The organism is Bradyrhizobium sp. 956_D2_N1_4, from assembly GCF_052076025.1.
In the GTDB taxonomy this organism is placed as follows: Bacteria; Pseudomonadota; Alphaproteobacteria; order Rhizobiales; family Xanthobacteraceae; genus Bradyrhizobium; species Bradyrhizobium barranii.
This window is the reverse complement of record NZ_CP197237.1, coordinates 4267915-4290693: the sequence shown is the minus strand read 5'-3', so window position 1 is coordinate 4290693 and position 22779 is coordinate 4267915. Positions and strand designations below refer to the sequence as shown.

Below are 22779 nucleotides of genomic sequence, written 5' to 3'. Positions count from 1 at the left end.
CGAAACGAAAACTACCTCAGCCCCTCATACACCATCAGCCCGCGTGCGATCTGCAATTTGCGGATTGCGCGCGGCAGCAGCTTCTCCGGCTGATGCAGATAGCGCCAGGAGGTGAGGGCGAATGCGGACAACGCGCCGCATTCGTCGTTGAACGGTGCGAGCACGCCGGTGACACTCACCGGCGTATGGGGGCGGGCGTTGAAGGGCAGCAGCAGCAGCTCGAGATGCGCCTTGCTGCCGTCCTCGCGCGCGGCGGTGACGCCGGCGATCGCACCTAACGTCTCGTCGGCGACGATCGTGGTGATCTCCTCGATCTCGCTGCGGCTGGCCTCGGTGAACAGCGCCGCGAAGCTCTGGTCCTTGAGGTCGAGCCCCGCGAGCGCGCAGACGCGCGTGCCGGCGACGCGGAACGGGAAGCCGAGGTTTTGTTCGCAGGACAGCACGAAGATATCGCCGAGCAGGCCGCGGACCGCGGCCGGATCAATATCGGCCCGATCAGGGGCCCGCGCAGTGCCGCGCTTCTTGTCCCAATACGCGAAGAACGCGCGGCTCGACGGATGTTTCATGACTGAACGCTTACCCCGGGGCGCTAGCTCGCGGGACAAACCTGTCCCGCTTCAGTGCACCCGCGATCCCTTTCGTTGTTGTGCAGGAGGGGATTTGCAGCGTCCATGCCGTGGAGGCGTTTTCGGGCCCCCGGAGGCTGTCTTTACGTCGTTAACGTTAAATTAACTATCCGCTTTCCGTCCAGCGCGCCGCTGCTATGGTGATCGCGGTCGCAAGCCTCGCCGCTTTCATCCAGGTTCTCGGCGGGGCCTGTACACGGGCGTCAAACAGTTTGGTCGCGGGCCGCGGGGAGGGGTGGGGATACACCTTATTCCTCTGGGTACCGGAAGACCGACACGGACAGGCAGGGCTTTCCCAGGGCCCTGCCTTTTCCTTTTGTGCACTTGCGCAAGGCCGGCAAAGGCGACTATCTCCAAGGCTGTCGTTAAGCCTGTCGCTCCGATCGCGCCTGAAAGCGAAGCTGCCTTGGATTCCCCGCAAGATTCTCCGCCGGAGATACCGGCCGTTGTCGAGGAAGCTCCGCGCGAGCCGATCCTGACGCTGCCGGTCGCGCTGACCGCCTATATCCTCCTTTTGGCGGTGATCCATCTGCGGGTGCTGCTGCCGCCGGAACTCGAGAACTGGACCATCGACGTCTTCGGCTTCATCCCGAAGCGTTACGATTCCTCGCTGCTCAATCTGCAAATCCCCGGTGGGGCCGGCGCCAAGGTCTGGACTTTCGTCACCTATTCGCTGCTGCACGCCAATCTGACCCATCTCGGCTTCAATGTGCTGTGGCTGCTGCCGTTTGGCAGCGCGCTGGCGCGGCGCTTCGGCGCGATCAGGTTCTTCCTGTTTCTCGCGGTGACGGCAGCGGCCGGCGCGCTCGCCCATCTCGTCACCCATGAGCACGCGGTGGCGCCGATGATCGGCGCCTCGGCCTCGGTGTCCGGCGCGATGGCGGCGGCGATCCGCTTTGCCTTTGTCCGCGGCAGCTTCCTGTCGTTCAGCCGATCAGACGCCGATACCGCCGCAAGGGTTCCGGCACTGCCGCTGTCGCGCGCGCTGCGTGACGGGCGGGTGGTCGGCTTCCTCGCCGTTTGGTTCGGCGTCAACATCATCTTCGGCGTCGGCGCGATCGGCGTCGATTCCGAAACCACGAGCGTCGCCTGGCAGGCGCATATCGGCGGCTTCTTCGCGGGCCTTCTGCTGTTCGCGCTGTTCGATCCCGTGCCGCGCGTGCGAAACGATGCTGCGGATGCGTCATCACAGGACATTTCGAACCGCATTTGAAGCGGCGCTTGCGGCGCCGCCCGAATTCATCCATCATTCCCGAGAAGAATGTTCCGAAGCGACAAGCCGCTAGCGGCGATGCTTCGCAAAGCGCCTCAGCGTGCAACCGGCGCCTAAACTGTTAGTTGAAGACTCGACGAACAAGTCCGGTCCGCGAAATGCGGACGGATCCGATTCAGGGAGGCCGACAATGACGGTACGTTCCATTCTCAACACCAAGGGCCACCAGATCATGAGCGTCGAGCCCGACGCCAAGCTGGCTGCCGCGGTCAAACTGCTCGGCGAGAAGAAGATCGGCGCGGTGCTGGTGATGAACCAGAGCCGGCTCGAAGGCATTCTGTCCGAGCGCGACATCGTGCGCGTGATCGGCGAGCGCGGCGCCGGCGCGCTGGAGGAGCCGGTCTCTCAGGTCATGACCCGCAAGGTCGTGACCTGCAAGGAGACCGACACGGTCGCCGAGCTCATGGAGACGATGACCACCGGCAAGTTCCGCCATCTGCCCGTCGTCGACGATGGCAAGGTGGTCGGCCTGATCTCGATCGGCGACATCGTCAAGCGCCGGGTCCAGGAATACGAGGCCGAGCAGGAAGCCCTGCGCGACTATATCAAGACGGCCTGAGCGGCCTTACTCGTCGGCCTTATTCGTCTGTCTTGGGCTCGCCCGTCTTGGGCGCGTTGCCCGCGGGCGCTGGTGCGAGCACCTCGATCGCCTCCTGGATCGACTCCAGCGCGCGCTCGGCGGCACGGGTGCCGTGCGCGATCAGATCCTCGCCGCGGTGGAAGTCGAACCAGCCGAAATGACCGACCCGCGGCGTGATCAGGAGATCGGGCGGATCGCCGGCGAGGCGCGCGCGGGTAATGCGGTCCTGCATGATGTTGAAGGCGTCGACCATCACCGAGGAGATGCCGGGCCGTCCGGCGCTGCCGAAGAACTCGCGCTTCATGGTTTTCTCGGGCGAGAACAATCGCGGAAAGCGCCGCTTCGCCGTGGTCGCCTCGGCCGCCGGCGGGACCGTCTCGGGCACCGCGCCGTGCGAATAGATCGTCGTGGAATGGGTGAAGATGTCGCTGGAAAGATTTGCGGCGATGACGATTTCGGCGCCGAGCGCGCGGGCGGCCGAGACCGGCACCGGATTCACCAGCGCGCCGTCGACCAGCCAGCGGTCACCGATCAGGACGGGTGAGAAGATGCCGGGCAGGGCGTAGGAGGCGCGCATGGCATCGACCACGCGGCCGCGCGTCAGCCAGATCTCGTGGCCGGTACGGACCTCGGTTGCGACGGCGGCGAACTTGATCGGAAGATCCTCGATCAGGGTCTGGCCGACCGCGTCCTCGAGCCGGGTCGCCAGCTTCTCACCGCCGATCAGGCCGGAGCCGCTCAGTCGAATGTCGAGATAGCCGAGGATGTTGCGCATCCCCTGCAGGCTGCGTCCCCACTCCTGCAGTGTATCGAGCCGGCCGGCCGCATAGAGGCCGCCGACCACGGCGCCGATCGAGGTGCCGACCACGACGTCAGGCACGATGCCATTGGCGGCCAGGGTTCTCAGGATGCCGATATGGGCAAAGCCGCGCGCCGCGCCACCGCCGAGCGCCAGGCCGATGACCGGCCGTCGCACGCTGCCAAGACCGACCTTCTCTCCATTGGAGCCGTTCGCGCCCCGACCCTTCAAGATATCAAGCACCGAAACCCTCCTACCCCGGGCCAGCCCTCACAGCAGAGTAGGCGCCGTACTTCCGCTCCGCCAGAACGAGGGCAAAGCATGGTTTATACCGTTCGGGAAGCAGGGGGCAGGAGTGTGGCGAGGAGCGGCTGCCTCCCGTTTAATCACGCAGGCGTCAACCGGGTTCCAAAGAACTGTATCCGGCCGTATTCCCCGGGGATTCGGAGGCTTGAATTTGCCGCGTTTTCGGTGAAAAGCAGGTGGCATGACTCTCGGGGGTGACGGCATCATCGGATGGCGGCGCAGCACATCGCTGCTGCCGACACTAATCCTTGCTGCCTGCCTCTATACCCTTGGTCAAAATGCAGCGCGGGCGCAGCTTTTCTCCGATCGTCCGCCCCCGGTGCCGCCCGCCTCGGTGCCCGACCCCGGCGGCGCCGTCAGCCTCGCGCCCCCCACCGGCCCGGGCGCTGGCCCGCCGAGCCTGCCGCCGACCCTGCTGCAGCCGAACACGCCCAGCATGCCCCCGCCTGCGGTCAGCACCGTGCCGGCGGCCCCGCCGCTCAACGCGGCCGTGCCCGGCCAGGGCGTTCTGTCGCTGACCGCGAAATACGGCAAGGACACACCCGCGATCACCAGCGGCCTGGTCTGGCGCGTGTTTGCCGACCGTCCTGACGAGAACGGCACCTTCAAGCTGATCCGCGAGGATCGGAACGCCACGCCGAACATCGTGTTGCCGCCGGGCAATTACGTCGTGCACGTCGCCTTCGGCCTCGTCAGTGCGGTGCGCACCGTCAGCCTGAAGGCCGAGACCGATCGCGAATCCTTCGTGCTGCCGGCCGGCGGCCTGCGCATCGAGGGGCGCGTCGGCACCAGCCGCATTCCGCAGAACCAGATCTCGTTCGCGATCTACAAGGGCAGCCAGTTCGAGTCCGGCGAGCGCGCCTCGCTGGTCCCGAACGTCGCCGCCGGCGACGTCGTGCTGATCCCGGAGGGCACCTACTACATCATCTCCAATTATGGCGACGCCAATTCGGTGGTGCGCTCGGATATCCGCGTCCAGGCTGGCAAGCTCACCGACGTCACCATCACCCACCGCGCCGCCGTGATCACGCTCAAGCTCGTCAGCGACAGGGGCGGCGAGGCGCTCGCCAACACCGCCTGGTCGGTGCTGACCCCCGGCGGCGACGTCATCAAGGAATCGATCGGCGCCTTCCCGCGCGTCGTGCTCTCCGAAGGCGAATACCGCGCCATCGCCAAGAACGAGGGCAAGGTCTACGAGCGCGGCTTCAACGTCGTCAACGGCGTCGACGGCGAAGTGGAAGTGGTCGCGCGCTAGTCTCGTGTCCCGGACGCGGTGCGGCATGCAATGCCGCTCCGCAGAGCCGGGACCCAGGAAGCCACAAGCACATATCTCGATAGATGGGCCCCGGCTCAGCGGGGCACCGCTGAAGGAGCGCTGCGCCGCGTCCGGGGCACGAGAGCGCAGTTTCGACGCGCAGCTGTTTCCCCACCGTCATTGCGAGCGCAGCGAAGCAATCCAGAGTACCTCCGCGGAAAGATTCTGGATTGCTTCGCTGCGCTCGCAATGACGAGGAGGAGGGCCGCGCCCCTCACTTCCGATACCGCAGCGCCTCCACCAGCACCGCGAACGCCGGCGTCGGCTGCCGACGGCTCGGATAATAGAGGTGATAGCCCGCAAACGGTGCGCACCAGTCGGCGAGCACGCGGATCAGCCGGCCGTCGGCGATCTCGCGCTTCACGAGATCGTCGGGGATATAGGCAAGGCCAAGCCCCGCCAGCACGGCATTCATCCTGAGCAGGCCGGTGTTGAACACGAGCTGGCCGTCGACCCGCACCTTCATCGCGCGGCCGCGCTTCTCGAACTCCCAGGCATAGATCCCGCCATAGGTCGGCAGGCGGAGGTTGATGCAATTGTGCTCGGTGAGATCCTGCGGCAGCTTCGGCTTGCCCCGCGCGGCGAAATAGGCGGGTGCGCCGACCACGGCCATGCGCATCTCCGGCCCGATCCGCACCGCGATCATGTCCTTGGCGACCTGCTCGCCGAGGCGTACGCCGGCGTCGTAGCGCTCGGCGACGATATCGGTCAGGCCATAGTCGACGACGAGCTCGACCTTGATATCGGGGTAGCGCGGCAGCAGCTTTGCGACCGCCGGCCACAGCACTGTCTGTGCGGCGTGCTCGCCGGTGGTGATGCGGATGGTGCCCGCCGGTGTCTCGCGGAGCGCGGTCAGCGCCGACAGCTCTGCGTCGATCTCCGCAAAGCGCGGCCCGACATTGCGGAGCAGACGTTCGCCCGCTTCCGTTGGCGCGACGCTGCGGGTGGTTCGGGTGAGCAGCCGCAGGCCGAGCCGTTCCTCCAGGCCGCGCACAGTGTGGCTGAGCGCCGACTGCGACACGCCGAGCTGGGCTGCCGCGCGGGTAAAGCTGCGCTCGCGCGCGACCGCAAGGAAGGCCAGGAGGTCATTGACGTTGGTGCGGGTCATTCATGAATCCATCTCATCAGTACATACCGATTTTATCATCTAATCGCGGGCCGGTGCGTGGCCTAAATTCGCTGCCGAACATGAACCTCAGGGAGAGCTGACGATGCAGATGCGAACACTGGGCAAGAGCGGCCTCGAGGTCTCGGCCCTCGGCCTCGGCTGCATGGGCCTGAGCTACGGTTATGGCCCGGCGACCGAGACGTCGCAGGCGATCGCACTGATCAGGACCGCCGTCGCGCGCGGTGTGACCTTCTTCGACACCGCCGAGGCCTATGGGCCCTTTGCCAACGAGGAGCTGCTCGGCGAGGCGCTTCAGCCATTCCGCGACAAGGTCGTGATCGCCACCAAGTTCGGCTTCAAGGGCGGCAAGGTCGAGGCCGGGCTCGACAGCCGGTCCGCCAACGTCAAGGCGGTGGCGGAGGCTGCCCTGAAGCGGCTCAAGACCGATCGCATCGATCTGTTCTACCAGCACCGCGTCGATCCCGACGTGCCGGTCGAGGAGACCGCGGGCGCGGTCAAGGACCTGATCCAGGCCGGCAAGGTGCTGCATTTTGGCTTGTCGGAGGCGGGCGCGCAGACCATTCGCCGCGCCCATGCGGTGCAGCCCGTGACCGCATTGCAAAGCGAGTATTCGCTGTGGTGGCGCGAGCCGGAGCAGGAGATCCTGCCGACGCTGGAAGAGCTCGGCATCGGCTTCGTTCCGTTCAGCCCGCTCGGCAAGGGTTTTCTCACCGGCGCGATCACCGAGAGCACGACGTTCGATGCGAGCGACTTCCGTAACATCGTGCCGCGCTTCTCATCCAGCGCACGCAAATCCAATCAGACCCTCGTCGATCTGCTTGGCGAGATCGCCGCAATGAAGAAAGCGACGCCGGCGCAGATCGCGTTGGCCTGGCTGCTCGCGCAGAAGCCGTGGATCGTGCCGATCCCCGGCACCACCAAGCTGCACCGGCTCGAGGAAAATCTCGGCGCGGCTGCGGTGACGCTGTCGGACGCGGATCTCACTGCAATTGCAGGGGTGCTGTCCAAGGTCGCCGTGCAGGGCGACCGCTATCCTGCGCATCTCCAGGCGCGAGTCGGCCGCTGAGCTGCGGCGTGAATGCCCGGTGAGCGTTCGCTTACCGGGCATACGCGTCTTGTGTTCCGACTTGAATACCTTTGCCAGCGCTACCAAGCAGCGTTGCAAGCAGCGTTGAAGGAATCGATTAACACCGCCAGCACAGGCTTATTCCGCAAGCGTCGCGACTTCGTCATAGCCGGTGGAAGATACGGATTTCCGATAATCAATTTTATTCTCTTTCCGTCCTGCTGCGCTATATGTCGGGCATCCGTCTAACGGGGGAGGCCGGAGCAGGCGCATGCCTTGCGAGACCGGCAGAAGCAGGGGACCAAGCCCGTCGGCATGTTTGAAGTGATCATCACCAGGCGTAAGCGGTTTGGCTGGCGATGGCAGGTGTGCCAGTCCGGCAAGATATTTGCCGATGGCTTCGAGCGCACCCGGCCGTCCGCCAAATATCATGGCGAGCGCGCACTGTTCTTCCTGTTGTCGCAGGCTTACTTGCGCAATCGCTCAGCGGCGGCCAGCGAGGACTAGCGGCGGGTGCAGCAGACAGCTCCATCCGGGCTACGAGCCTCACCTCAGAAGTCGACGACCAGCTTGCCCTTGGCGGCGTGATCCCGGATCAGAGCGTAGGCATCGCCAACACTCTCCAGCGTGAAGCGCCTTGCATCGACCAGCGGCGCGAGCTTGCCGGCTTCAACCAGGCGCGTCGCTTCCGCCATGATCTCACCGTGATGCGAGCGGCCTTCGCCTGATAGCAGCGGCAGCAGCGTGAACACACCGGAATAGCTGGCGGCGCGGAACGACAGCGGCGCAAGCGCGTGCGTGCCCCAGCCCAGCGCGCTCACCACATGGCCAAAACGGCGCACGGCTTCGAAGGAGGCATCGAGCACCTTGCCGCCGGCGGTGTCGTAGACGATGTCGAAGCCGCGGCCGCCGGTATGCTCTGCAACGTAAGCTTCGATCGCAGTGCCGCGGTCGATGAACACTGCGCCAAAGCCTTCGATGGTGGCGCGCTGCGCTGCCGAGCCGGTCGCGAACACGTCTGCTCCGATGGCGCGCGCGATCTGGATCGCGACATGGCCGACGCCGCCGGCACCGCCATGAATCAAAACCTTCTGGCCGGCCTTCAGCGCCGCGCGATCTATCAGGCCTTCCCAGGCCGTGATGAAGATCAGCGGTAGGGCGGCCGCTTCGCGCATGCTGAGATTGGAGGGCTTGGGCGCCAGCAGGTCGGCATCGACCGCGGCGAATTCGGCGAGCGATCCCGGTACGCCGCCGACGCCGCCGGTCATGCCATAGACCTCGTCGCCCGGCTTGAACCGCGTCACGTCGCGCCCGGTCTGCTCGACCACGCCGGCGAGATCGATTCCGAGAATGGCGGGCAGCGGATGACGCGCATGCGCCGCCGCACCGGCATGGATCTTTGTGTCGAGCGGATTGACCGCGCTCGCGCGCACCCGCACCAGCACCTCGCGCGGCCCGACCTCGGGCGTGGAGACGGTTGAGAGGCGCAGTGGCACGTTGTGGGTCTCCAGGATCGCCGCCCGCATCGTCGATTGTCTCGTCATGATCGTCTTGCTCCGTTGTCGGCCTCCAATATGCTCATGAAATTTTGCATGAGAAGGAACAAGAATGTACGATGATCGTGCATTTCTGTATGGGGTCATTTCGATGGACTGGAGCGATCTGCGCATCTTCCTGGCGATTGCGCGCGAAGGCACGCTCGGGGCTGCCGCGCGCAAGATCGGCCAGACCCAGCCGACGATGGGGCGGCGGCTTCGCGCGCTCGAAACCGCGCTGGGACAAACGCTGTTCCAGCGCACCGCCGATGGTTTTGTGCTGACCGACGAGGGCGCCGCCGTGCTGCGCCACGCCGAGCGGATCGAGGAGGAGGCGCTCGCGCTTCAGCGCCACGCCTCGGGTGCGGAGACGCAGCTCGACGGCATGCTGCGCCTGTCGTCGTCGGACTGGTTCGGCACGGTGATGCTGTCGCCGGTGATCGCCGCTTTCGGCAAGCGCCATCCCAAGGTGATCGTCGAGCTCCTGACCGATGCGCGTCTCTACAGCCTGCCGCGGCGCGAGGCCGATCTCGTCTTCCGCATCAAGCCGTTCAGTGAGCCCGAGGTGATCTCGAGAAAGCTGCTCCACATTCCCTACGCGCTGTATGGCAGGAAGGGCAGCAAGCCGCCGCGCGCCGGCGACGGAAGCGGCGCCCGTGTCGTCACCATGAATGCCGAATTCGCCGACATGCCAGATGCGATCTGGTTGAAGCGCGCGCTGCCGAATGCGGAGATCGCCTCGCGCAGCAACAACCGCCAGGCGCAGGCGGAGCTGTGTGCCGGCGGCGGCGGGTTTGCCGTGCTGCCACGCCCCCTCGGCGACCGCGACCGCCGTCTCGTCGCGCTCGACATCGGCGTGAGCCCGCCCGGCCGCGACACGTATGTCGGCTATCACCGCGATCTCCGGCGCCTGGCGCGCCTGCGCGCGCTGCTCGATCTGGTGATTGAACGGTTGGCATGATGACCTGCAGGGTGGATTAGCCTTTCGGCCGTGCGAAGCGCAGTCGACAGGCGTAACTCACCCTACGGACTAGATTCGCTCGAAACAATCGTAGTTGCGAATCCTGAAGATCAGCCCGTCACGGAATTCGAAGAACTGCGCAAAACGGGCGCGCATAGTGTCGCCGGGAGCAAGCTTGCCGACGCCGACCGCCAGTGTTGCAGTCCAGATCGTCTCCATCACCACGCAATTGCCTGACGCAAGGGCGTTGACGATTTCGAACGATTGCGAGGCAAGGATGTAACGGGATCTGTCGTAAGACGCTCGCAAGTTGATGAAATCGCGCACTGCGCCCTGCGGCAGGAGAAGGTTTGGAAATTCCTCCTGCACGATATCATCGGCATAAAAGGCCTCGACGGTCTGGCGGGGCTTCGCCGCGGCGACTGCCGCGACGAAGGCTTTTGCACGATCGATCAAATCCTGTCCGGTCACGATGGTGCCTTTCCAATCTGTTCAGAAAAGGCCCGGCAACAGCATCGCGACGCGCTCCCGATACTTTCGGTACTCGTCGCCGAAGAGCGCCACCAGATCGCGCTCCTCGAGCCAGATGCCGACGAAGATATAGGCCGTTGTCACTGATGCGAACATCAGGTGTCCGAGCGTCATCACCGGTGTCGACCAGAAGGCGATGATGAACCCCAGATAGATCGGGTGGCGGATGAGGCGATACAGGCCCGGCGTCTTGAACTTGACGGGCGCGGTGAGCCGGCCGGCAAAATGGCTGATAACCTGTGTCAAGCCGAACAGTTCGAAATGGCTGATGAGGAATGTGCTGTAGAGCACAATCAGCCAGCCCAGGAACTCGCCCGCAATCACGAGCCCGGCCAAGGCGGGAGACTCGATGTTCCAGATGACCGTCGGAATCGGTTGCCATTGCCAGAACAGCAGCAAGAGCGTCAGGCTTGCCAGCAGCACGTAGCTGGAGCGCTCGATGACCGGCGAAGCGAAGCGCGCGAACAGCCGCTTGAACCCCTGCCGCGCCATGCCGCTATGCTGAAACGCGAAGGTCGATAGCAGCAGCAGATTGATGGCGAGCGCGTTGGTTAGCGAGGTCGGCGCGCCGGTGTCGATGGTCTTGGGCACGATATATTGCGTGACGAAGCCGATGGCATAGAGGAACGTGCCCAGAAAGATCAAATAGGCACTGGTCCCGTAGACGAGGGCCGCGGACTTCATCGCCAGCGCGAAGGGGCGAGTGGGTGCTGTACCTGGCCCGTTTTGAATCGTGATAGACATCATCTTCTCCTGGTCTTTGGCGAGGATCGAATTGAACTGATGTGGTCGTCTCACGCCTGCCGGAAGCGGCTCCATCGAGACCGTGCAGCGCGTTCGATGCGGTCATCGAACGGGCCGCGATAGAGACCCACATCCTTCAACGCCCGGTCGTCCAGCGGGCGCAGGGCGACGAGCGCCGCCCGGCGCTCGTGATGGGCAATGGCGGCGGCGATCCAACCGTTCAGCAGGCGCCGGAACCTCGCGAGAAGCAGCGGAATGCCTCGGCGCCCGAAGGGCGCCGCGAGGCTTGATGTGGATAGGGAAATCAGGGTCACGTGTTTGTGCCTTTTCAAATGTGCGCCGGGTAGCGCGTTGTCTCCTTTCTAGAGGACGGCGGTGAGCGGCTCGTCAGGGCAGGCGTGAAAAAACCGTCAAAAACGCGGTCGAGGCTGCTAGAATTGCGCCATTTGATGCCGAGAGGGTGGGAATGCTGCGGTTGACCTTGCTGGGTTCGTTTTCCATGGACCGGGGCGGGCCGGTCACCTTGCGCAACAAGAAGGCGCAGGCCCTCGTGGCATTTCTGGCCATGAACCCTGGGGTCGTCCATGTTCGTGAGCGGCTTGCGGCGTTGCTCTGGCCCGACAGTCACGAGGACGCGGCGCGACAAAGCTTGCGCCAATGCATCAGCATGCTGCGACATGATTGCGCCGAGCTGCCGCTGTCCGCCGATCACGACCTGCTTGGCTTCGATATCGGCGCCGTCACGACCGACGTCGTCGAATTCAAGGATGCGGTATCCGATCCGTCCATCGCCAATTTGAAACGTGCAGCGGAGTTGTATCGCGGCCCCTTTCTCGAGGGACTGAACGCGCGGTCCGATCTTTTCGACGAGTGGTTATTGGGCGAGCGGACCCGGTTGCGCGCCGTCGCCACCTCTGCCTTCCATACGCTGCTGCAGGAATTACAGCTTATCGGCGCACGGGAGGAGGCGATCGCGTTGGCGCTCCGTTTGTTGGCGATCGATCCGTTGCAGGAAGAGGTGGATTGCGCCTTGATGCGGCTCTACTCCGAGCAGGGGCAGACCGCGTTGGCGTTGCGGCAATACAAGCGCTGCGAGGCGATCCTGCGCAAAGAGCTCAACGTCGAGCCGGATCAGGAGACGAGGGCGCTCTACCAGCAACTCCTGCGACATCGGTCGCAGCATCGGGTGCCACCCGAGGATGTGGCCGCCGCTGAGCCGGCGGCTTCGCCGAGGCAGCTCAAGCAGAACGTTCGAACCTGCACCGCGCGCGACGGGGTGCGCATCGCCTATGCGTCGGTCGGCGCCGGGCCGCCGCTGGTGAAAGCCGCCAATTGGCTCAATCATCTGGAATTCGACTTTGCGAGCCCGGTCTGGCAGCACTGGATCGAGGCGTTGAGCCGCGACAACACGTTCCTGCGCTACGACGAACGCGGTACGGGCTTGTCGGACTGGGATGTCTTCGACATCTCCTTCGACGCTTTCGTGCGTGATCTCGAGACGGTCGTCGATGCGGCGGGGCTCGAGCGTTTTCCCCTACTTGGCATTTCTCAGGGCTGCGCGATCTCGATAGCCTACGCCGTGAAGCACCCGGAGCGTGTCAGTCATCTCGTTCTTTATGGCGGATACGCAAAGGGTTGGCGCCATCAGGACCCGTCAAACGTGGCCCGCCGGGAGGCATTGACAACTCTGGTCCTCGAGGGGTGGGGGCAAGAAAGTCCGGTGTTTCGCCAGATATTCACGTCCCTCTTCATTCCTGAAGCAAATGCCGAGCAGGCGCAGTGGTTCAACGATCTGCAGCGGATTACGACGTCGCCGCAGAACGCCTTCAAGCTTACGAATATCTTCGGCGAAATCGATGTGCGGCATCTGCTGCAGGATGTACGAACGCCGACCCTGGTGTTGCACGCTCGTGCCGACGCGAGCGTAAAGTTCACGGAGGGGCAGGAACTCGCTGCTCGGATTAAAGGCGCAACATTCGTTCCGCTCGAGAGTCCCAATCATATCTTGCTGGGGACCGAGCCGGCCTGGTCGGTATTTCTGGACAGTGTAAGAAGGTTTCTCGCGCCCGATCGCTGTCGGTGATCGTGCTTGCCGAGTTTTGCCCGACGGGCAAAACACCGAACTCAGGGCAGAACGCTGTCAATCGCCTTCAACGAAAATAATTCGCTTTATAAGAATTCGGAAACGGCGTATGTGTTGCCTCACTTCGGCCCGAGGAAGAGGGGCGTATCGCGATCGTCACGAACGCGGGCCGGGCGGCGGTGGACGTGGGCCACACTGGTGCGAAGGTGATCGCAGGGCGGGCAGCCGTGAGCGAAGCACGTCGCACGCACGACCGGTGTGATTCACGTACGGCCAAATCGTGTCGTCCTGGCGCCCGGGGTCTGTGCGCCAAGTCTTGTGGTGGTGCGTGTTGCCCAACCGGGCGCGCGCATCAGCCATCTTCAAGGCGACGGGGGCAATAGTGCATCGCTCCCCGGGGAGAGCACGACATACGCCGTTCCAACCACTGCGCAGGGAAGGCCGGGATGTCCTGGCTACACCTGTATGCCGCTGTGCAGACTTCTCACTACAACTCCGCACAGTGGACCTCGGGTGCCAGCGGGCTCCCGGTCTTCCCTGCGCCCTCTTTCATTCGAGGGTGAGGCGATCAGGCAAAGCTCGGGCGAAATGCGCCGCGAGGATGCGAGCCCATGTCAGTCACTCAACGACGCTCTCGTGCCCCGGACGCTGCGCAGCACGAAGTGATGCGCTGCAGAGCCGGGGCCCATGCGTCAGTGTGTTGTGTCATCTGCTGGGTCCCGGCTCTGCGCCGCACCGCTACGCGCTGCGTCGCGTCCGGGACTCGAGAGAGGCGGGCGCGGCTCCTGCGCACTCCGTCATTGCGAGCGCAGCGAAGCAATCCAGAATCTTTCCGCGGCGGCAGTCTGGATTGCTTCGCTGCGCTCGCAATGACGAGGATGAAGCAGCTGTGCGCCATAACTTCACTCTCGCGCACGCATCGCATTTTAGGCAACCGTCATAGTCTCTAACGCGCACTAACCAACACCTGACTTAAAACTGTCATAATCGCCGAATGGAACCCGCGGCTGCGTCCTTTTTACACGGCATTAAGCGCGGCTGCATTGGATGCCCCAGGGAAAGTGCGTTGGGGACTGCAATGACTGCCGCGAAGAAGATGCCGGGAAAACCGGCCGCCGAAATGTTTGACGACATCCCGGTGCTTCAACGCAAATGGCGTGCCGCGTTGAAGCCGGGCGAACGGCTGCCGCGCTATGAGGACGTGATGCTTGGGAGCCTCGGACGGCTCGCCGACCACATCGCGCTGCTGAAGAACGATGGCGCGCTCGAATTGTCGCGCAGCGGGCGTTACGTGCAGAAATGGCTCGGCGAGGAGCGCTGGGATATCCCGGTCGCCGAGCTCTCGCCCGATTGCGCCACGGCGCTGTCGGAAGCTGTGACGAGCGCGCTCGAGAACGGACGTCCGCACCAGGGCAGCGCGCATTGCGTGCGCGACGGCATGGTCCGGACCTACGATGTGCTGGCGTTGCCGACCGCCTCGCGCTGGGGCGCCACGCTGGTTGGCGCCTACATCAACGAGCGCGGCGCGCAATACAATCTCTTGGACGCGATCTTCTCGTCGACCGATGACGCCGTGGTTTCGCTGGCGACGCTGCGCGATACCGCAGGCAAGCCGTTCGATCTCCAGATCGTGCACCACAACAAGAGCGCCGGAGCGCTGCTGAAAGCCGCGAGCGCGGGCCTCTTGTGGCGGCGGATCGGCGAGGGGAATACGCTATTGGCCGCGCCCGAAATCATGGACTTCCTGCTCAAGGTCGTCTCCGGCGGCCGCGGCGAGCAGCTCGAGATCGAGGAGGACGGACGTTACCTTCGGCTCAGTGCCACCGCCTTCGCCGATCTGGTCTCGTTGACGATCTCCGACGTCACCGCGTTGAAGCGGCGCGATGCCTCGTTTCGCCTGCTGTTCGACAACAACCCGATGCCGATGTGGGTGTTCGAGGCACAGACCAAGGAATTCCTCAGCGTCAACGATGCCGCGGTCCAGCACTACGGCTACAGCCGCGCCACCTTCCTACGGATGAAGCTGCACGAGATCTGGCCCGAGGACGAGTGGGACAGCCACGCCGAGGCGCTCGAACGCATCGGCGACACCTATCATTCCTCGCGCAACTGGCGCCATTTGTGCGCCGACGGCAGCGAGATCGAGGTGCTCACTTTCGGTCGCCGCGTCGCCTTCGACGACCGCGACGGCTATCTGGTCGCGGTGGTCGACATCACGGAGCGGCGCAAGGCCGAGGCGCGGATCGCCCACATGGCGCACCATGACGGGCTCACCGATCTGCCGAACCGCGAACATTTCCAGCAGTGCTTGAAGCAGGCGCTCGACCAGGCCGGCGGAAAACGGGTCGGCGTGCTCTATATCGATCTCGACCTGTTCAAGAACATCAATGATTCCTTCGGGCATCCGGTGGGGGATCGCCTGCTGAAGCAAGTTGCCGAACGCCTCACCACCGCGGTCCGCGGCGGCAATCTCGCGGCCCGGCTTGGCGGCGACGAGTTCGCCGTGATCCTGGCAGCCGATGTCTCGCCGAACGAAGCCAGCGCCTGCGCGACCTTGCTGATCGACATGCTGAAGGCGCCCTACGACCTCGACGGCCAGGAGATGGTGATCGGCGCCAGCATCGGCATCGCGCTGTCGCCCGGCGACGGCACGACGTCGGAGGAGCTGATGCGCAACGCCGACATGGCGCTGTACCGGGCGAAGTCCGATGGCGGCGGCGTGCACCATTTCTTCGAGCGCGAGATGGACCTCCAGGCGCAGAAGCGCCGCGACATGGAGCTCGATCTGCGCCGCGCCTTCGCCAATGGCGAATTCGAGCTGCACTACCAGCCGCTGGTGTCGATCGCGTCCGACCGCATCTCCGGCTTCGAATCGCTGTTGCGCTGGCGTCATCCCGACAAGGGCATGATCTCGCCGGCGGAATTCATTCCGGTCGCCGAAGACATCGGCCTCATCACCCAGCTCGGCGAGTGGGTGCTGCGTGAGGCCTGCGCGGAGGCGGTGAAATGGCCTGTCGACGTCAAGGTCGCGGTCAATCTGTCGCCGGCGCAATTCCGCAGCCGCAACCTGGTTCAGGTCGTGATTTCCGCGCTTGCGCAGTCCGGCCTGTCGCCGAAGCGACTCGAGCTCGAGATCACCGAGTCGATCTTCCTGGCGGAGACCGATGCCAATCTTGCGATCCTGCATCAATTGCGCGAGCTCGGCGTCAGCATCTCCATGGATGATTTCGGCACCGGCTATTCGAGCCTGAGCTATCTCCGTAGCTTCCCGTTCGACAAGATCAAGATCGACCGTTCGTTTGTGAAGGATCTGGCGCAGCGGCCCGATTGCGTCGCGATCGTGCGCGCGATCTCCGGCCTCGGCCGCAGCCTCAACATCACCACGACGGCTGAAGGCGTCGAGACCGAGGATCAGCTCGACTGGCTGCGCGCCGAAGGCTGCAACGAGGTGCAGGGGTTTCTGTTCAGCGCGGCGCGGCCCGCCGCCGAGATCGCAAAGCTGCTGGCCGATTTCGGCCAGCGCGCCTCACGGGCGGCGTAGCCCTTCGGGATAGCAGCCGTAGACCAGTTCCTTGAAGGCGGGCGTGATGCGGCTGCGCTCGTTCTGGGTCTGCTGCATCAGGAGGTAGACCATGTCGAGCTTGGGATCGACGCCGAAATAGGTGCCGCTGCCTGAGTCCCATTTCAATTCGCCGATCGATCCGGCCGGCGGCGGCTTCGCGTTACCGGGATCGGTGCGCACACCGATGCCGTAGCCATAGCCAAAGCCGTCGCCCGGGAAATAGAAATAGTCGCGTCCCACGCCGGAGCCGGGCCCGACGTGATCGGTCGTCATGGCCTTGAACACGGCGGGGCTGAGGTAACGCTTGCCCTCGAACTCGCCGCCATTGAGCAGCATCTGCGAGAAGCGCTGATAGTCGGTGATGGTCGAGAGCAGCCCGCCGCCGCCGGATTCCCATTCGGGATGGTCGAGGCGGTCGCGCTCGCCGGCGAGCAGGACCGGGTCGCTCGGCAGCGGCCGCGCCATCCGGGCGCGCTCCTCCGGCGTTTTCAGCACGAATTTGGTGCTGTTCATTCCGAGCGGATCGAGAATGCGCTGCTTGAGGAATTCATACAGCGTCTGGCCCGAGATGATCTCGATGACGGCGCCGAGCACGTCGGTGGAATGGCCGTAGCGCCACAGCGTTCCGGGCTGGCGCGTGAGCGGCAGCTTGGCGATGCGGTCGGCGAATTGCCTGTTGTTGAAGGGCCCCTCGAAAATATCGGCGGCCTGGTAAACCTGCATCACCCATGGAGCGCCGATATAGTCGTAGCTGATGCCCGAGGTTTGCCGCAGCAGATCCTCGATGTTGACAGGACGGATCGGCGGCTCGAGTTCGACCTTCGAGGTGCCCTCCGGCTCCAAGCCCACCTTGGTGTCGGCGAAGAGCGGGACGTATTTCGACACGGGGTCGGCGAGCGCGAGCTTGCCCTCGTCGATCAGCATCATCGCGCCCAGGCACGTGATCGGCTTGGTCATGGAGTGGATGGCGAAGATCGTGTCCGGCGTCATCGCAAGGCCGGTCCTGGTGTCGCGCACGCCGAAGTTCTTCAGATACACCGGCTTGCCGTGCTGCTGGACCAGGACCACCGCGCCCGGCAGGCGGCCAAGCGTCACCTCGTTGTCAAAATACGCGGTGATGCGCTCAAGTCCGTCGGCCGACGGGGCAGGGATGTCGGCGGAGCGGCTGCGCCCCATCGTGCCGGCCAGCAGCGCGGCCCCGACCAGAAATTCACGACGCTTCATCCGGGCTTCCTCCCTCGCCGGGATCAAAGCCGCAAGACGTCGGAGGCGTCAACAAGGCATCGATTAAAAACGCGTCACGATTTCCGAAAGGAACGGCCGCGGACGGTCTTCGCTGGGCTTGGTCGGCGTGCCGATATGGACGAGGCCGGCGAGCTTTTCGTCGGGCTTGAGGCCGAGGCCGTCCAGCACGTCGCGATCGAAGGCGAACCAGCCGGTCAGCCAGCAGGCGCCGTAGCCGAGCGCGGTCGCGGCCGTGACAATGTTCATGACACTGGCGCCGGCCGACAATTCCTGCTCGAACGCCGGCACCTTCGGATGCGGCTTGGTGAAGCTGACGATACCGATCACCAGCGGCGCGTCGGTGAGGCGTTTGCGCTCGGTCTCGATGTTCGCCGCCGGTGCGTCCGGATTCTTGCGGGCAAAGACCGTCGCGATGACCTCGCCGGCCCGCTCGCGGGCGTCACCCTCGAAAATGATGAAGCGCCAGGGCGCGAGCTTGCCATGGTCGGGCACGCGCGCACCGATGGTGAGGATGGTTTCGAGCTCGGCGGGGGAGGGGCCGGGCCCGGTCATCTCGCGCGGCTTGACCGAGCGACGGGTTTTCAGGAGTTCGATGGCGTCGGGCACTGCGATGTCCTCTTCGGCTGGTCGTCGGGCGTGCCATGCCGAGATAAGCATGCACGCCCGCAACCGGAAGCGAATTTAGATCGATTTCAGGACTCAGGCCGCCTCGCGCGCCCGCCGGACGTCCGGTGGGGTGGCCTCGTCGACGAGGGCGGCGAGCGCCTCCACCGTCGTCATCACCTTCTGGCCGTCGCTGCCGAGCCGGCGGACGGAGACCGACTGCGTCTCGGCCTCCTTCTTCCCGCACACGAGCAGCGCCGGAATCTTGGCCAGCGAGTGCTCGCGGACCTTGTAGTTGATCTTCTCGTTGCGCAGGTCGATCTCGGCCCGAAGCCCCGCGCGCCGGACCTGTTCCAGCACCTGCTTGGCATACTCGTCGGCCTCCGAGGTGATGGTGGTGACCACCACCTGCACCGGGGACAGCCAGAGCGGGAAATTGCCGGCATAGTGCTCGATCAGGATGCCGATGAAGCGCTCCATCGAGCCGCAGATCGCGCGGTGCACCATCACCGGCGCCTTCTTGCCGCTGTCATGGTCGATGTAGAACGCACCGAACCGCTCCGGCAGGTTGAAGTCGACCTGCGTGGTGCCGCACTGCCAGTCGCGGCCGATGGCGTCGCGCAGCACATATTCGAACTTCGGCCCGTAGAAGGCGCCTTCGCCCGGATTGATCTCGGTCTTGATGTGATTGTTCTGCGACTGGATCTCGCGCAGCACCGTCGCCATCACGCGCTCGGCGTGATCCCACATCGCATCGGTGCCGACGCGCTTCTCGGGCCGGGTCGAGAGCTTCACCGTGAGATCGCCGGTGAAACCGAAATCGGCATAGGTCGACAGAATGAGATCGTTGATCTTGAGGCACTCGTCGGCGAGCTGATCTTCCATGCAGAAGACGTGCGCGTCGTCCTGGGTGAAGCCGCGCACGCGCATCAGGCCATGCATGGCGCCGGAGGGCTCATAGCGATGCACCACGCCGAACTCGGCGAGGCGCAGCGGCAGGTCGCGGTAGCTCTTCAGGCCGTGCTTGAAGATCTGCACGTGGCCGGGGCAGTTCATCGGCTTCAGCGCGAACCAGCGCTTGTCCTCGGCCTCGTCGCCGGCGGACTGCGCCGCGAACATGTTCTCGCGATACCAGCCCCAATGGCCCGAGGTCTCCCACAAGGACTTGTCGAGGATCTGCGGCGCATTGACCTCGCTGTAGTCGCCGGCGAGGCGCCGGCGCATATAGGCGATCAGCTGCTGGAAGATGGTCCAGCCCTTGGCGTGCCAGAACACGACGCCCGGACCTTCCTCCTGGAAGTGGAAGAGGTCGAGCTCGCGCCCGAGCTTGCGATGGTCGCGCTTCTCGGCTTCCTCGATCTGCTTCAGATAAGCGTCGAGGTCCTCCTGCTTGGCGAAGGCCGTGCCGTAGATGCGCGTCAGCATCGGGTTGTTGCTGTCGCCGCGCCAATAGGCGCCGGCCACCTTCATCAATTTGAAGGCGTTGCCGACCTTGCCGGTCGAAGTCATGTGCGGGCCGCGGCAGAGATCGAACCAGTCGCCCTGGTAGTAGATCTTGATCGGCTCGTTGCCGGGAATGGCGTCGACCAGCTCGACCTTGAACGCCTCGCCCTTGTCGCGGAACACCTGCTTGGTCTTCTCGCGGTCCCAGACTTCCTTGGTGAAAGGTTTGTCGCGCGCGATGATCTCGCGCATCTTCTTCTCGATTGCGGCAAAATCTTCCGGCGTGAACGGCTCGTTGCGGAAGAAGTCGTAGTAGAAGCCGTTCTCGATCACGGGACCGATGGTGACTTGCGTGCCGGGCCACAGCGTCTGCACGGCTTCGGCGAGCACGTGGGCGCAGTCGTGGCGGATCAACTCGAGCGCGCGCGGATCGTCGCGGTTGATCAGCTCGATCTTGGCATCGGCTTCGATGGGATCGTCGAGGTCGGCGACCTCGCCGTCGAGCGCCATCGCGACCGTGCGCTTGGCCAGCGACGGCGAAATGCCCTTGGCGATCTCGAGGCCGGTGATGCTCTTGGCGTATTCGCGCCGGGCGCCGTCGGGGAAGGTGAGGGTGATCTTTTCGGGCGGGGTCACGGGTCTCAGATTGCTGAGGCTGTATTGAAAGCCGGATTCGGATTTGGGCTGGTCGGTCATGCTTTTCTCCTGAGGCTCACTCCTGCGAACGAGCGCAGGTAAGCGGGAACGAGCGATATATCAGGCGATTCGGCCTGTGCAATCCGGCATTTCCAAGAAAGTCGCGCGCAAAAGCTTGGGCGATGCTCCAACTATTTCGCACCGCGCCCTTTAACTGGTCGCAGGCCTGCTCTACATGCACTTGCATGGAAAATCCGCCCGTGGCCGGCCGTTTCACGCCAACCGCCCTGATGTTCGGCAATCTCGTCACCGGCTGCTCGGTGCTGGCGCCGGCGGGCATGCTGCCGGAATTGTCAACCGGGCTCGGCATCACCATCCATGCTGCGGGGCTCCTGATCACCTTCGGCGCGATTACGCTGTGCATCGGCTCGCCGCTGACGGCGTGGCTGACCAGCCGCATCGAGCGGCGGACGCTGCTTGCGACCACGCTTGCGGTGCTCGCCCTTGGCAATCTCGCCTCGGCATTTGCCCCTGACTACACGAGCCTGCTCATCATTCGCCTGCTGGTGCTGGCGGTCGGCGCGCTCTACACGCCGCAGGCTGCGGGCACGGCGGCGCTGATCGTGCCGGTGAAGCGGCGCGGCAGCACCATCGCCTACATCTTTCTCGGCTGGTCGTTAGCTGCGGCCGTCGGTCTTCCGCTGATCACTTTCATCGCCAGCCGCTATGGCTGGCGCGCGGCCTATGGCGGGATCGGCGCGCTCGGCTGCATCAGCTTCCTGCTATTGCTGCTGCGCCTGCCGGCGGGATTGAAGGGCACGCCGGTGGACCTGAAGACCTGGAGCGCGGTCGGCCGCAGCCGGACGATCCTGCTGCTGCTTGCGATCACGATGCTGCAAATGTCCGGGCAGTTCGTGGTGTTCACCTTCATGGGTCCGCTGCTCAAGAAGCTGACCGAGGCGAGCCCGGATGCAATCGGCATGGTGTTCGGCATCTACGGTGTTTGCGGCTTCCTCGGCGTCGTCATCGCGACCCGCATCGTCGACACCTGGGGGCCCTATCGGACGTCGTTGCTGTTCACCTGCCTGCTGCTTGCGGGCATCACCGGCTGGGCGCTCGGTGCGGGGAGCCTGGTGTTCATGGCGTTCGCGGTCGCGATCTGGGGCCTCGGCTTTGCCTCAACCAATTCGATGCAGCAAGTGCGGCTGGTCGCGGCTGCGCCGCCGCTCGCATCGGCGACCGTCGCGCTCAACACCTCCGTCCTCTATGTCGGCCAGGCTGTCGGCTCCGCCATCGGCGGGCTGCTGTTCGCCCGCGAACTGCTGCATCCGCTTGGTTTCGTCGCGGTCGGCTTCGTCGTCCTGGCGCTGATCCTCGTGGTTCTGACCCGACCCCGGCCGGCTGCTGCCACCACGGCCTGAAGGGTGCGTTTTCCTATGCGCAAGGTGCTTGGCAAACCACGCGCGGGAGCGCTAGAAGGCGAGGCATGGGGACCAAAGAGAGTTGACTGACATGAGGATGATTCTGGCGGTTGCCGCGGTGCTCTATTCAGCCTCCGCGTTTGCACAAACCGACAAGCCACCCATGGTGGGGGACAAGCCGCTGGTGCAGGTCACGCCCAAAGGGACCAAAGAGGCCGCGGCCAAGCCGGCCGCAGCGCCGAAGGGCAAGCCGCAGTCGATCGCGGCACGGCTCCAGGCCTGCCTCGACCTCGATGACGGCACCAAGGACCGCCTCAACTGCTACGACGCCGTGATCGCGCCGCAGCCGAAGCCGAAACCGGCGAAGGCCAAGGGTTACGCCGATTGCCGCTTCTTCAAGGAAGAGGACGAGCGGCTGGCCTGCTTCAACGGCTTCGCCGAGAGCATTCCGAAGCTGCCCAAGACCTGAACATCAAGACCTGACCATCAATACCTGAAGATCAAGAGCCGAGGTCTGGAAGCCGGACGGCTAGTCGCTGATCCGGCTGAGCACGGCCCTGAACGCAACGCCCGGCACCTGCAGCGCGGTGCCTTCGAATTCCGCCGTGTCGCCGTCCTCACGGCCGGCCAGCGTCAGCGTGATCCTGTCGTGCCCGAACAGCGGCTTGAAGGACGGATCGTCGTTGTAGCGCTGGGTCGAAATCTTGACCTTGATGCTGTCGCCCTCCCCGACGTAGGTCCCGATGAAAGCGAAGGCGGAATTGCCGCCGCGCATCTTGCCATCCGTCACATAGACGACGCCGCAGCCGGTTCCATGAACCGTGTGGAAGTCGACCTTATACAGTCCCTGACGCACCGTCTGTCCCCGCAGAATTCAAGCTAAAACTTGGCCGGCAAATTATGAGCGTTGCCAGCGGAAGC

21 protein-coding genes are annotated in these 22779 nt (G+C 64.5%); 10 read left to right on the top strand and 11 right to left on the bottom strand.

Annotated features, from left to right (window positions below):
- Positions 1-11: 11 nt before the first annotated feature.
- Entirely contained in the window at positions 12-566 is a 555-nt protein-coding gene (locus AB7535_RS20350; RefSeq protein ID WP_041958462.1) for a PAS domain-containing protein, read from the bottom strand.
- A 466-nt stretch (positions 567-1032) separates the two neighbouring features.
- Here AB7535_RS20350 and AB7535_RS20345 point away from each other — a divergent pair, with 466 nt between their 5' ends.
- Positions 1033-1839, top strand: coding sequence for a rhomboid family intramembrane serine protease (locus tag AB7535_RS20345; RefSeq protein WP_014494322.1), 807 nt, complete (start codon positions 1033-1035; stop codon positions 1837-1839).
- A 190-nt stretch (positions 1840-2029) separates the two neighbouring features.
- Positions 2030-2458: a CBS domain-containing protein gene (locus tag AB7535_RS20340; protein ID WP_071912650.1), complete on the top strand. Its 429-nt coding sequence runs from the start codon at positions 2030-2032 to the stop codon at positions 2456-2458.
- A gap of 19 nt (positions 2459-2477) precedes the next feature.
- Here the strand turns inward: AB7535_RS20340 and AB7535_RS20335 are convergent, their stop codons facing one another.
- Positions 2478-3521, bottom strand: coding sequence for a patatin-like phospholipase family protein (locus AB7535_RS20335; RefSeq protein ID WP_085398287.1), 1044 nt, complete (start codon positions 3519-3521; stop codon positions 2478-2480).
- Positions 3522-3765: 244 nt separating this feature from the next.
- On the opposite strand from AB7535_RS20335, the gene AB7535_RS20330 reads away from it, so the two are divergent.
- Positions 3766-4839, top strand: coding sequence for a hypothetical protein (locus AB7535_RS20330; protein WP_354114799.1), 1074 nt, complete (start codon positions 3766-3768; stop codon positions 4837-4839).
- Between the two features lie 274 nt (positions 4840-5113).
- Here AB7535_RS20330 and AB7535_RS20325 read toward each other — a convergent pair whose 3' ends face one another.
- Entirely contained in the window at positions 5114-6007 is an 894-nt protein-coding gene (locus AB7535_RS20325) for a LysR family transcriptional regulator (protein WP_085405333.1), read from the bottom strand.
- 103 nt (positions 6008-6110) lie between these two features.
- Between AB7535_RS20325 and AB7535_RS20320 the strand changes: the two genes are divergently transcribed.
- Positions 6111-7094, top strand: a complete 984-nt coding sequence (locus tag AB7535_RS20320) for an aldo/keto reductase (RefSeq protein WP_085405334.1) — start codon at positions 6111-6113, stop codon at positions 7092-7094.
- 276 nt (positions 7095-7370) lie between these two features.
- Positions 7371-7601, top strand: a complete 231-nt coding sequence (locus AB7535_RS20315) for a hypothetical protein (protein ID WP_014494328.1) — start codon at positions 7371-7373, stop codon at positions 7599-7601.
- A gap of 44 nt (positions 7602-7645) precedes the next feature.
- Here the strand turns inward: AB7535_RS20315 and AB7535_RS20310 are convergent, their stop codons facing one another.
- Positions 7646-8638 carry a zinc-dependent alcohol dehydrogenase family protein gene (locus AB7535_RS20310; protein ID WP_349642925.1) on the bottom strand — a complete coding sequence of 331 codons (993 nt, stop codon included), beginning with the start codon at positions 8636-8638 and terminating at the stop codon, positions 7646-7648.
- 103 nt (positions 8639-8741) lie between these two features.
- On the opposite strand from AB7535_RS20310, the gene AB7535_RS20305 reads away from it, so the two are divergent.
- Positions 8742-9590 carry a LysR family transcriptional regulator gene (locus tag AB7535_RS20305; RefSeq protein ID WP_085405336.1) on the top strand — a complete coding sequence of 283 codons (849 nt, stop codon included), beginning with the start codon at positions 8742-8744 and terminating at the stop codon, positions 9588-9590.
- Positions 9591-9659: 69 nt separating this feature from the next.
- Here AB7535_RS20305 and AB7535_RS20300 read toward each other — a convergent pair whose 3' ends face one another.
- The 3 genes from AB7535_RS20300 to AB7535_RS20290 form a co-directional block, all read right to left on the bottom strand.
- Entirely contained in the window at positions 9660-10061 is a 402-nt protein-coding gene (locus AB7535_RS20300) for a nuclear transport factor 2 family protein (protein WP_038944930.1), read from the bottom strand.
- 21 nt (positions 10062-10082) lie between these two features.
- A complete protein-coding gene (gene mddA, locus AB7535_RS20295; RefSeq protein ID WP_094184572.1) occupies positions 10083-10805 on the bottom strand; it encodes a methanethiol S-methyltransferase in 723 nt (240 codons plus the stop codon).
- Between the two features lie 110 nt (positions 10806-10915).
- Positions 10916-11179, bottom strand: coding sequence for a DUF1127 domain-containing protein (locus tag AB7535_RS20290; RefSeq protein WP_085405337.1), 264 nt, complete (start codon positions 11177-11179; stop codon positions 10916-10918).
- Positions 11180-11331: 152 nt separating this feature from the next.
- Between AB7535_RS20290 and AB7535_RS20285 the strand changes: the two genes are divergently transcribed.
- The gene (locus AB7535_RS20285; RefSeq protein ID WP_085405338.1) at positions 11332-12948 is read left to right on the top strand and encodes an alpha/beta hydrolase; all 1617 of its coding nucleotides are present in this window, start codon (positions 11332-11334) and stop codon (positions 12946-12948) included.
- Positions 12949-14026: 1078 nt separating this feature from the next.
- Positions 14027-16489 (top strand): putative bifunctional diguanylate cyclase/phosphodiesterase, encoded by a 2463-nt coding sequence (locus AB7535_RS20280; protein WP_085405339.1) that lies wholly within the window; start codon positions 14027-14029, stop codon positions 16487-16489.
- Here the strand turns inward: AB7535_RS20280 and AB7535_RS20275 are convergent.
- The 3 genes from AB7535_RS20275 to thrS form a co-directional block, all read right to left on the bottom strand.
- Positions 16475-17734, bottom strand: a complete 1260-nt coding sequence (locus AB7535_RS20275) for a serine hydrolase domain-containing protein (protein ID WP_085405340.1) — start codon at positions 17732-17734, stop codon at positions 16475-16477. The two genes, AB7535_RS20280 and AB7535_RS20275, sit on opposite strands and share 15 nt — an antisense overlap.
- 63 nt (positions 17735-17797) lie before the next feature.
- The gene (locus tag AB7535_RS20270) at positions 17798-18361 is read right to left on the bottom strand and encodes a nitroreductase family protein (RefSeq protein WP_028154760.1); all 564 of its coding nucleotides are present in this window, start codon (positions 18359-18361) and stop codon (positions 17798-17800) included.
- Between the two features lie 93 nt (positions 18362-18454).
- Positions 18455-20497 carry a threonine--tRNA ligase gene (gene thrS / locus AB7535_RS20265; RefSeq protein ID WP_085405341.1) on the bottom strand — a complete coding sequence of 681 codons (2043 nt, stop codon included), beginning with the start codon at positions 20495-20497 and terminating at the stop codon, positions 18455-18457.
- Positions 20498-20682: 185 nt separating this feature from the next.
- Here thrS and AB7535_RS20260 point away from each other — a divergent pair, with 185 nt between their 5' ends.
- Positions 20683-21858: an MFS transporter gene (locus tag AB7535_RS20260; RefSeq protein ID WP_085405342.1), complete on the top strand. Its 1176-nt coding sequence runs from the start codon at positions 20683-20685 to the stop codon at positions 21856-21858.
- Positions 21859-21949: 91 nt separating this feature from the next.
- The gene (locus AB7535_RS20255) at positions 21950-22327 is read left to right on the top strand and encodes a hypothetical protein (protein WP_028150242.1); all 378 of its coding nucleotides are present in this window, start codon (positions 21950-21952) and stop codon (positions 22325-22327) included.
- Between the two features lie 60 nt (positions 22328-22387).
- Here AB7535_RS20255 and AB7535_RS20250 read toward each other — a convergent pair whose 3' ends face one another.
- Positions 22388-22714, bottom strand: coding sequence for a GrlR family regulatory protein (locus AB7535_RS20250; RefSeq protein WP_063982511.1), 327 nt, complete (start codon positions 22712-22714; stop codon positions 22388-22390).
- Positions 22715-22779 lie beyond the last annotated feature (65 nt).

Bases quoted from the DNA above. Each gene is read 5' to 3' on its own strand.
- AB7535_RS20350 (WP_041958462.1), bottom strand. From the start codon at position 566: ATGAAACATCCGTCGAGCCGCGCGTTCTTCGCGTATTGGGACAAGAAG.
- AB7535_RS20340 (WP_071912650.1), top strand. From the start codon at position 2,030: ATGACGGTACGTTCCATTCTCAACACCAAGGGCCACCAGATCATGAGC.
- AB7535_RS20330 (WP_354114799.1), top strand. From the start codon at position 3,766: ATGACTCTCGGGGGTGACGGCATCATCGGATGGCGGCGCAGCACATCG.
- AB7535_RS20325 (WP_085405333.1), bottom strand. From the start codon at position 6,007: ATGACCCGCACCAACGTCAATGACCTCCTGGCCTTCCTTGCGGTCGCG.
- AB7535_RS20320 (WP_085405334.1), top strand. From the start codon at position 6,111: ATGCAGATGCGAACACTGGGCAAGAGCGGCCTCGAGGTCTCGGCCCTC.
- AB7535_RS20310 (WP_349642925.1), bottom strand. From the start codon at position 8,638: ATGACGAGACAATCGACGATGCGGGCGGCGATCCTGGAGACCCACAAC.
- AB7535_RS20305 (WP_085405336.1), top strand. From the start codon at position 8,742: ATGGACTGGAGCGATCTGCGCATCTTCCTGGCGATTGCGCGCGAAGGC.
- mddA (WP_094184572.1), bottom strand. From the start codon at position 10,805: ATGAAGTCCGCGGCCCTCGTCTACGGGACCAGTGCCTATTTGATCTTT.
- AB7535_RS20285 (WP_085405338.1), top strand. From the start codon at position 11,332: ATGCTGCGGTTGACCTTGCTGGGTTCGTTTTCCATGGACCGGGGCGGG.
- AB7535_RS20280 (WP_085405339.1), top strand. From the start codon at position 14,027: ATGACTGCCGCGAAGAAGATGCCGGGAAAACCGGCCGCCGAAATGTTT.
- AB7535_RS20275 (WP_085405340.1), bottom strand. From the start codon at position 17,734: ATGAAGCGTCGTGAATTTCTGGTCGGGGCCGCGCTGCTGGCCGGCACG.
- thrS (WP_085405341.1), bottom strand. From the start codon at position 20,497: ATGACCGACCAGCCCAAATCCGAATCCGGCTTTCAATACAGCCTCAGC.
- AB7535_RS20260 (WP_085405342.1), top strand. From the start codon at position 20,683: ATGGAAAATCCGCCCGTGGCCGGCCGTTTCACGCCAACCGCCCTGATG.
- AB7535_RS20255 (WP_028150242.1), top strand. From the start codon at position 21,950: ATGAGGATGATTCTGGCGGTTGCCGCGGTGCTCTATTCAGCCTCCGCG.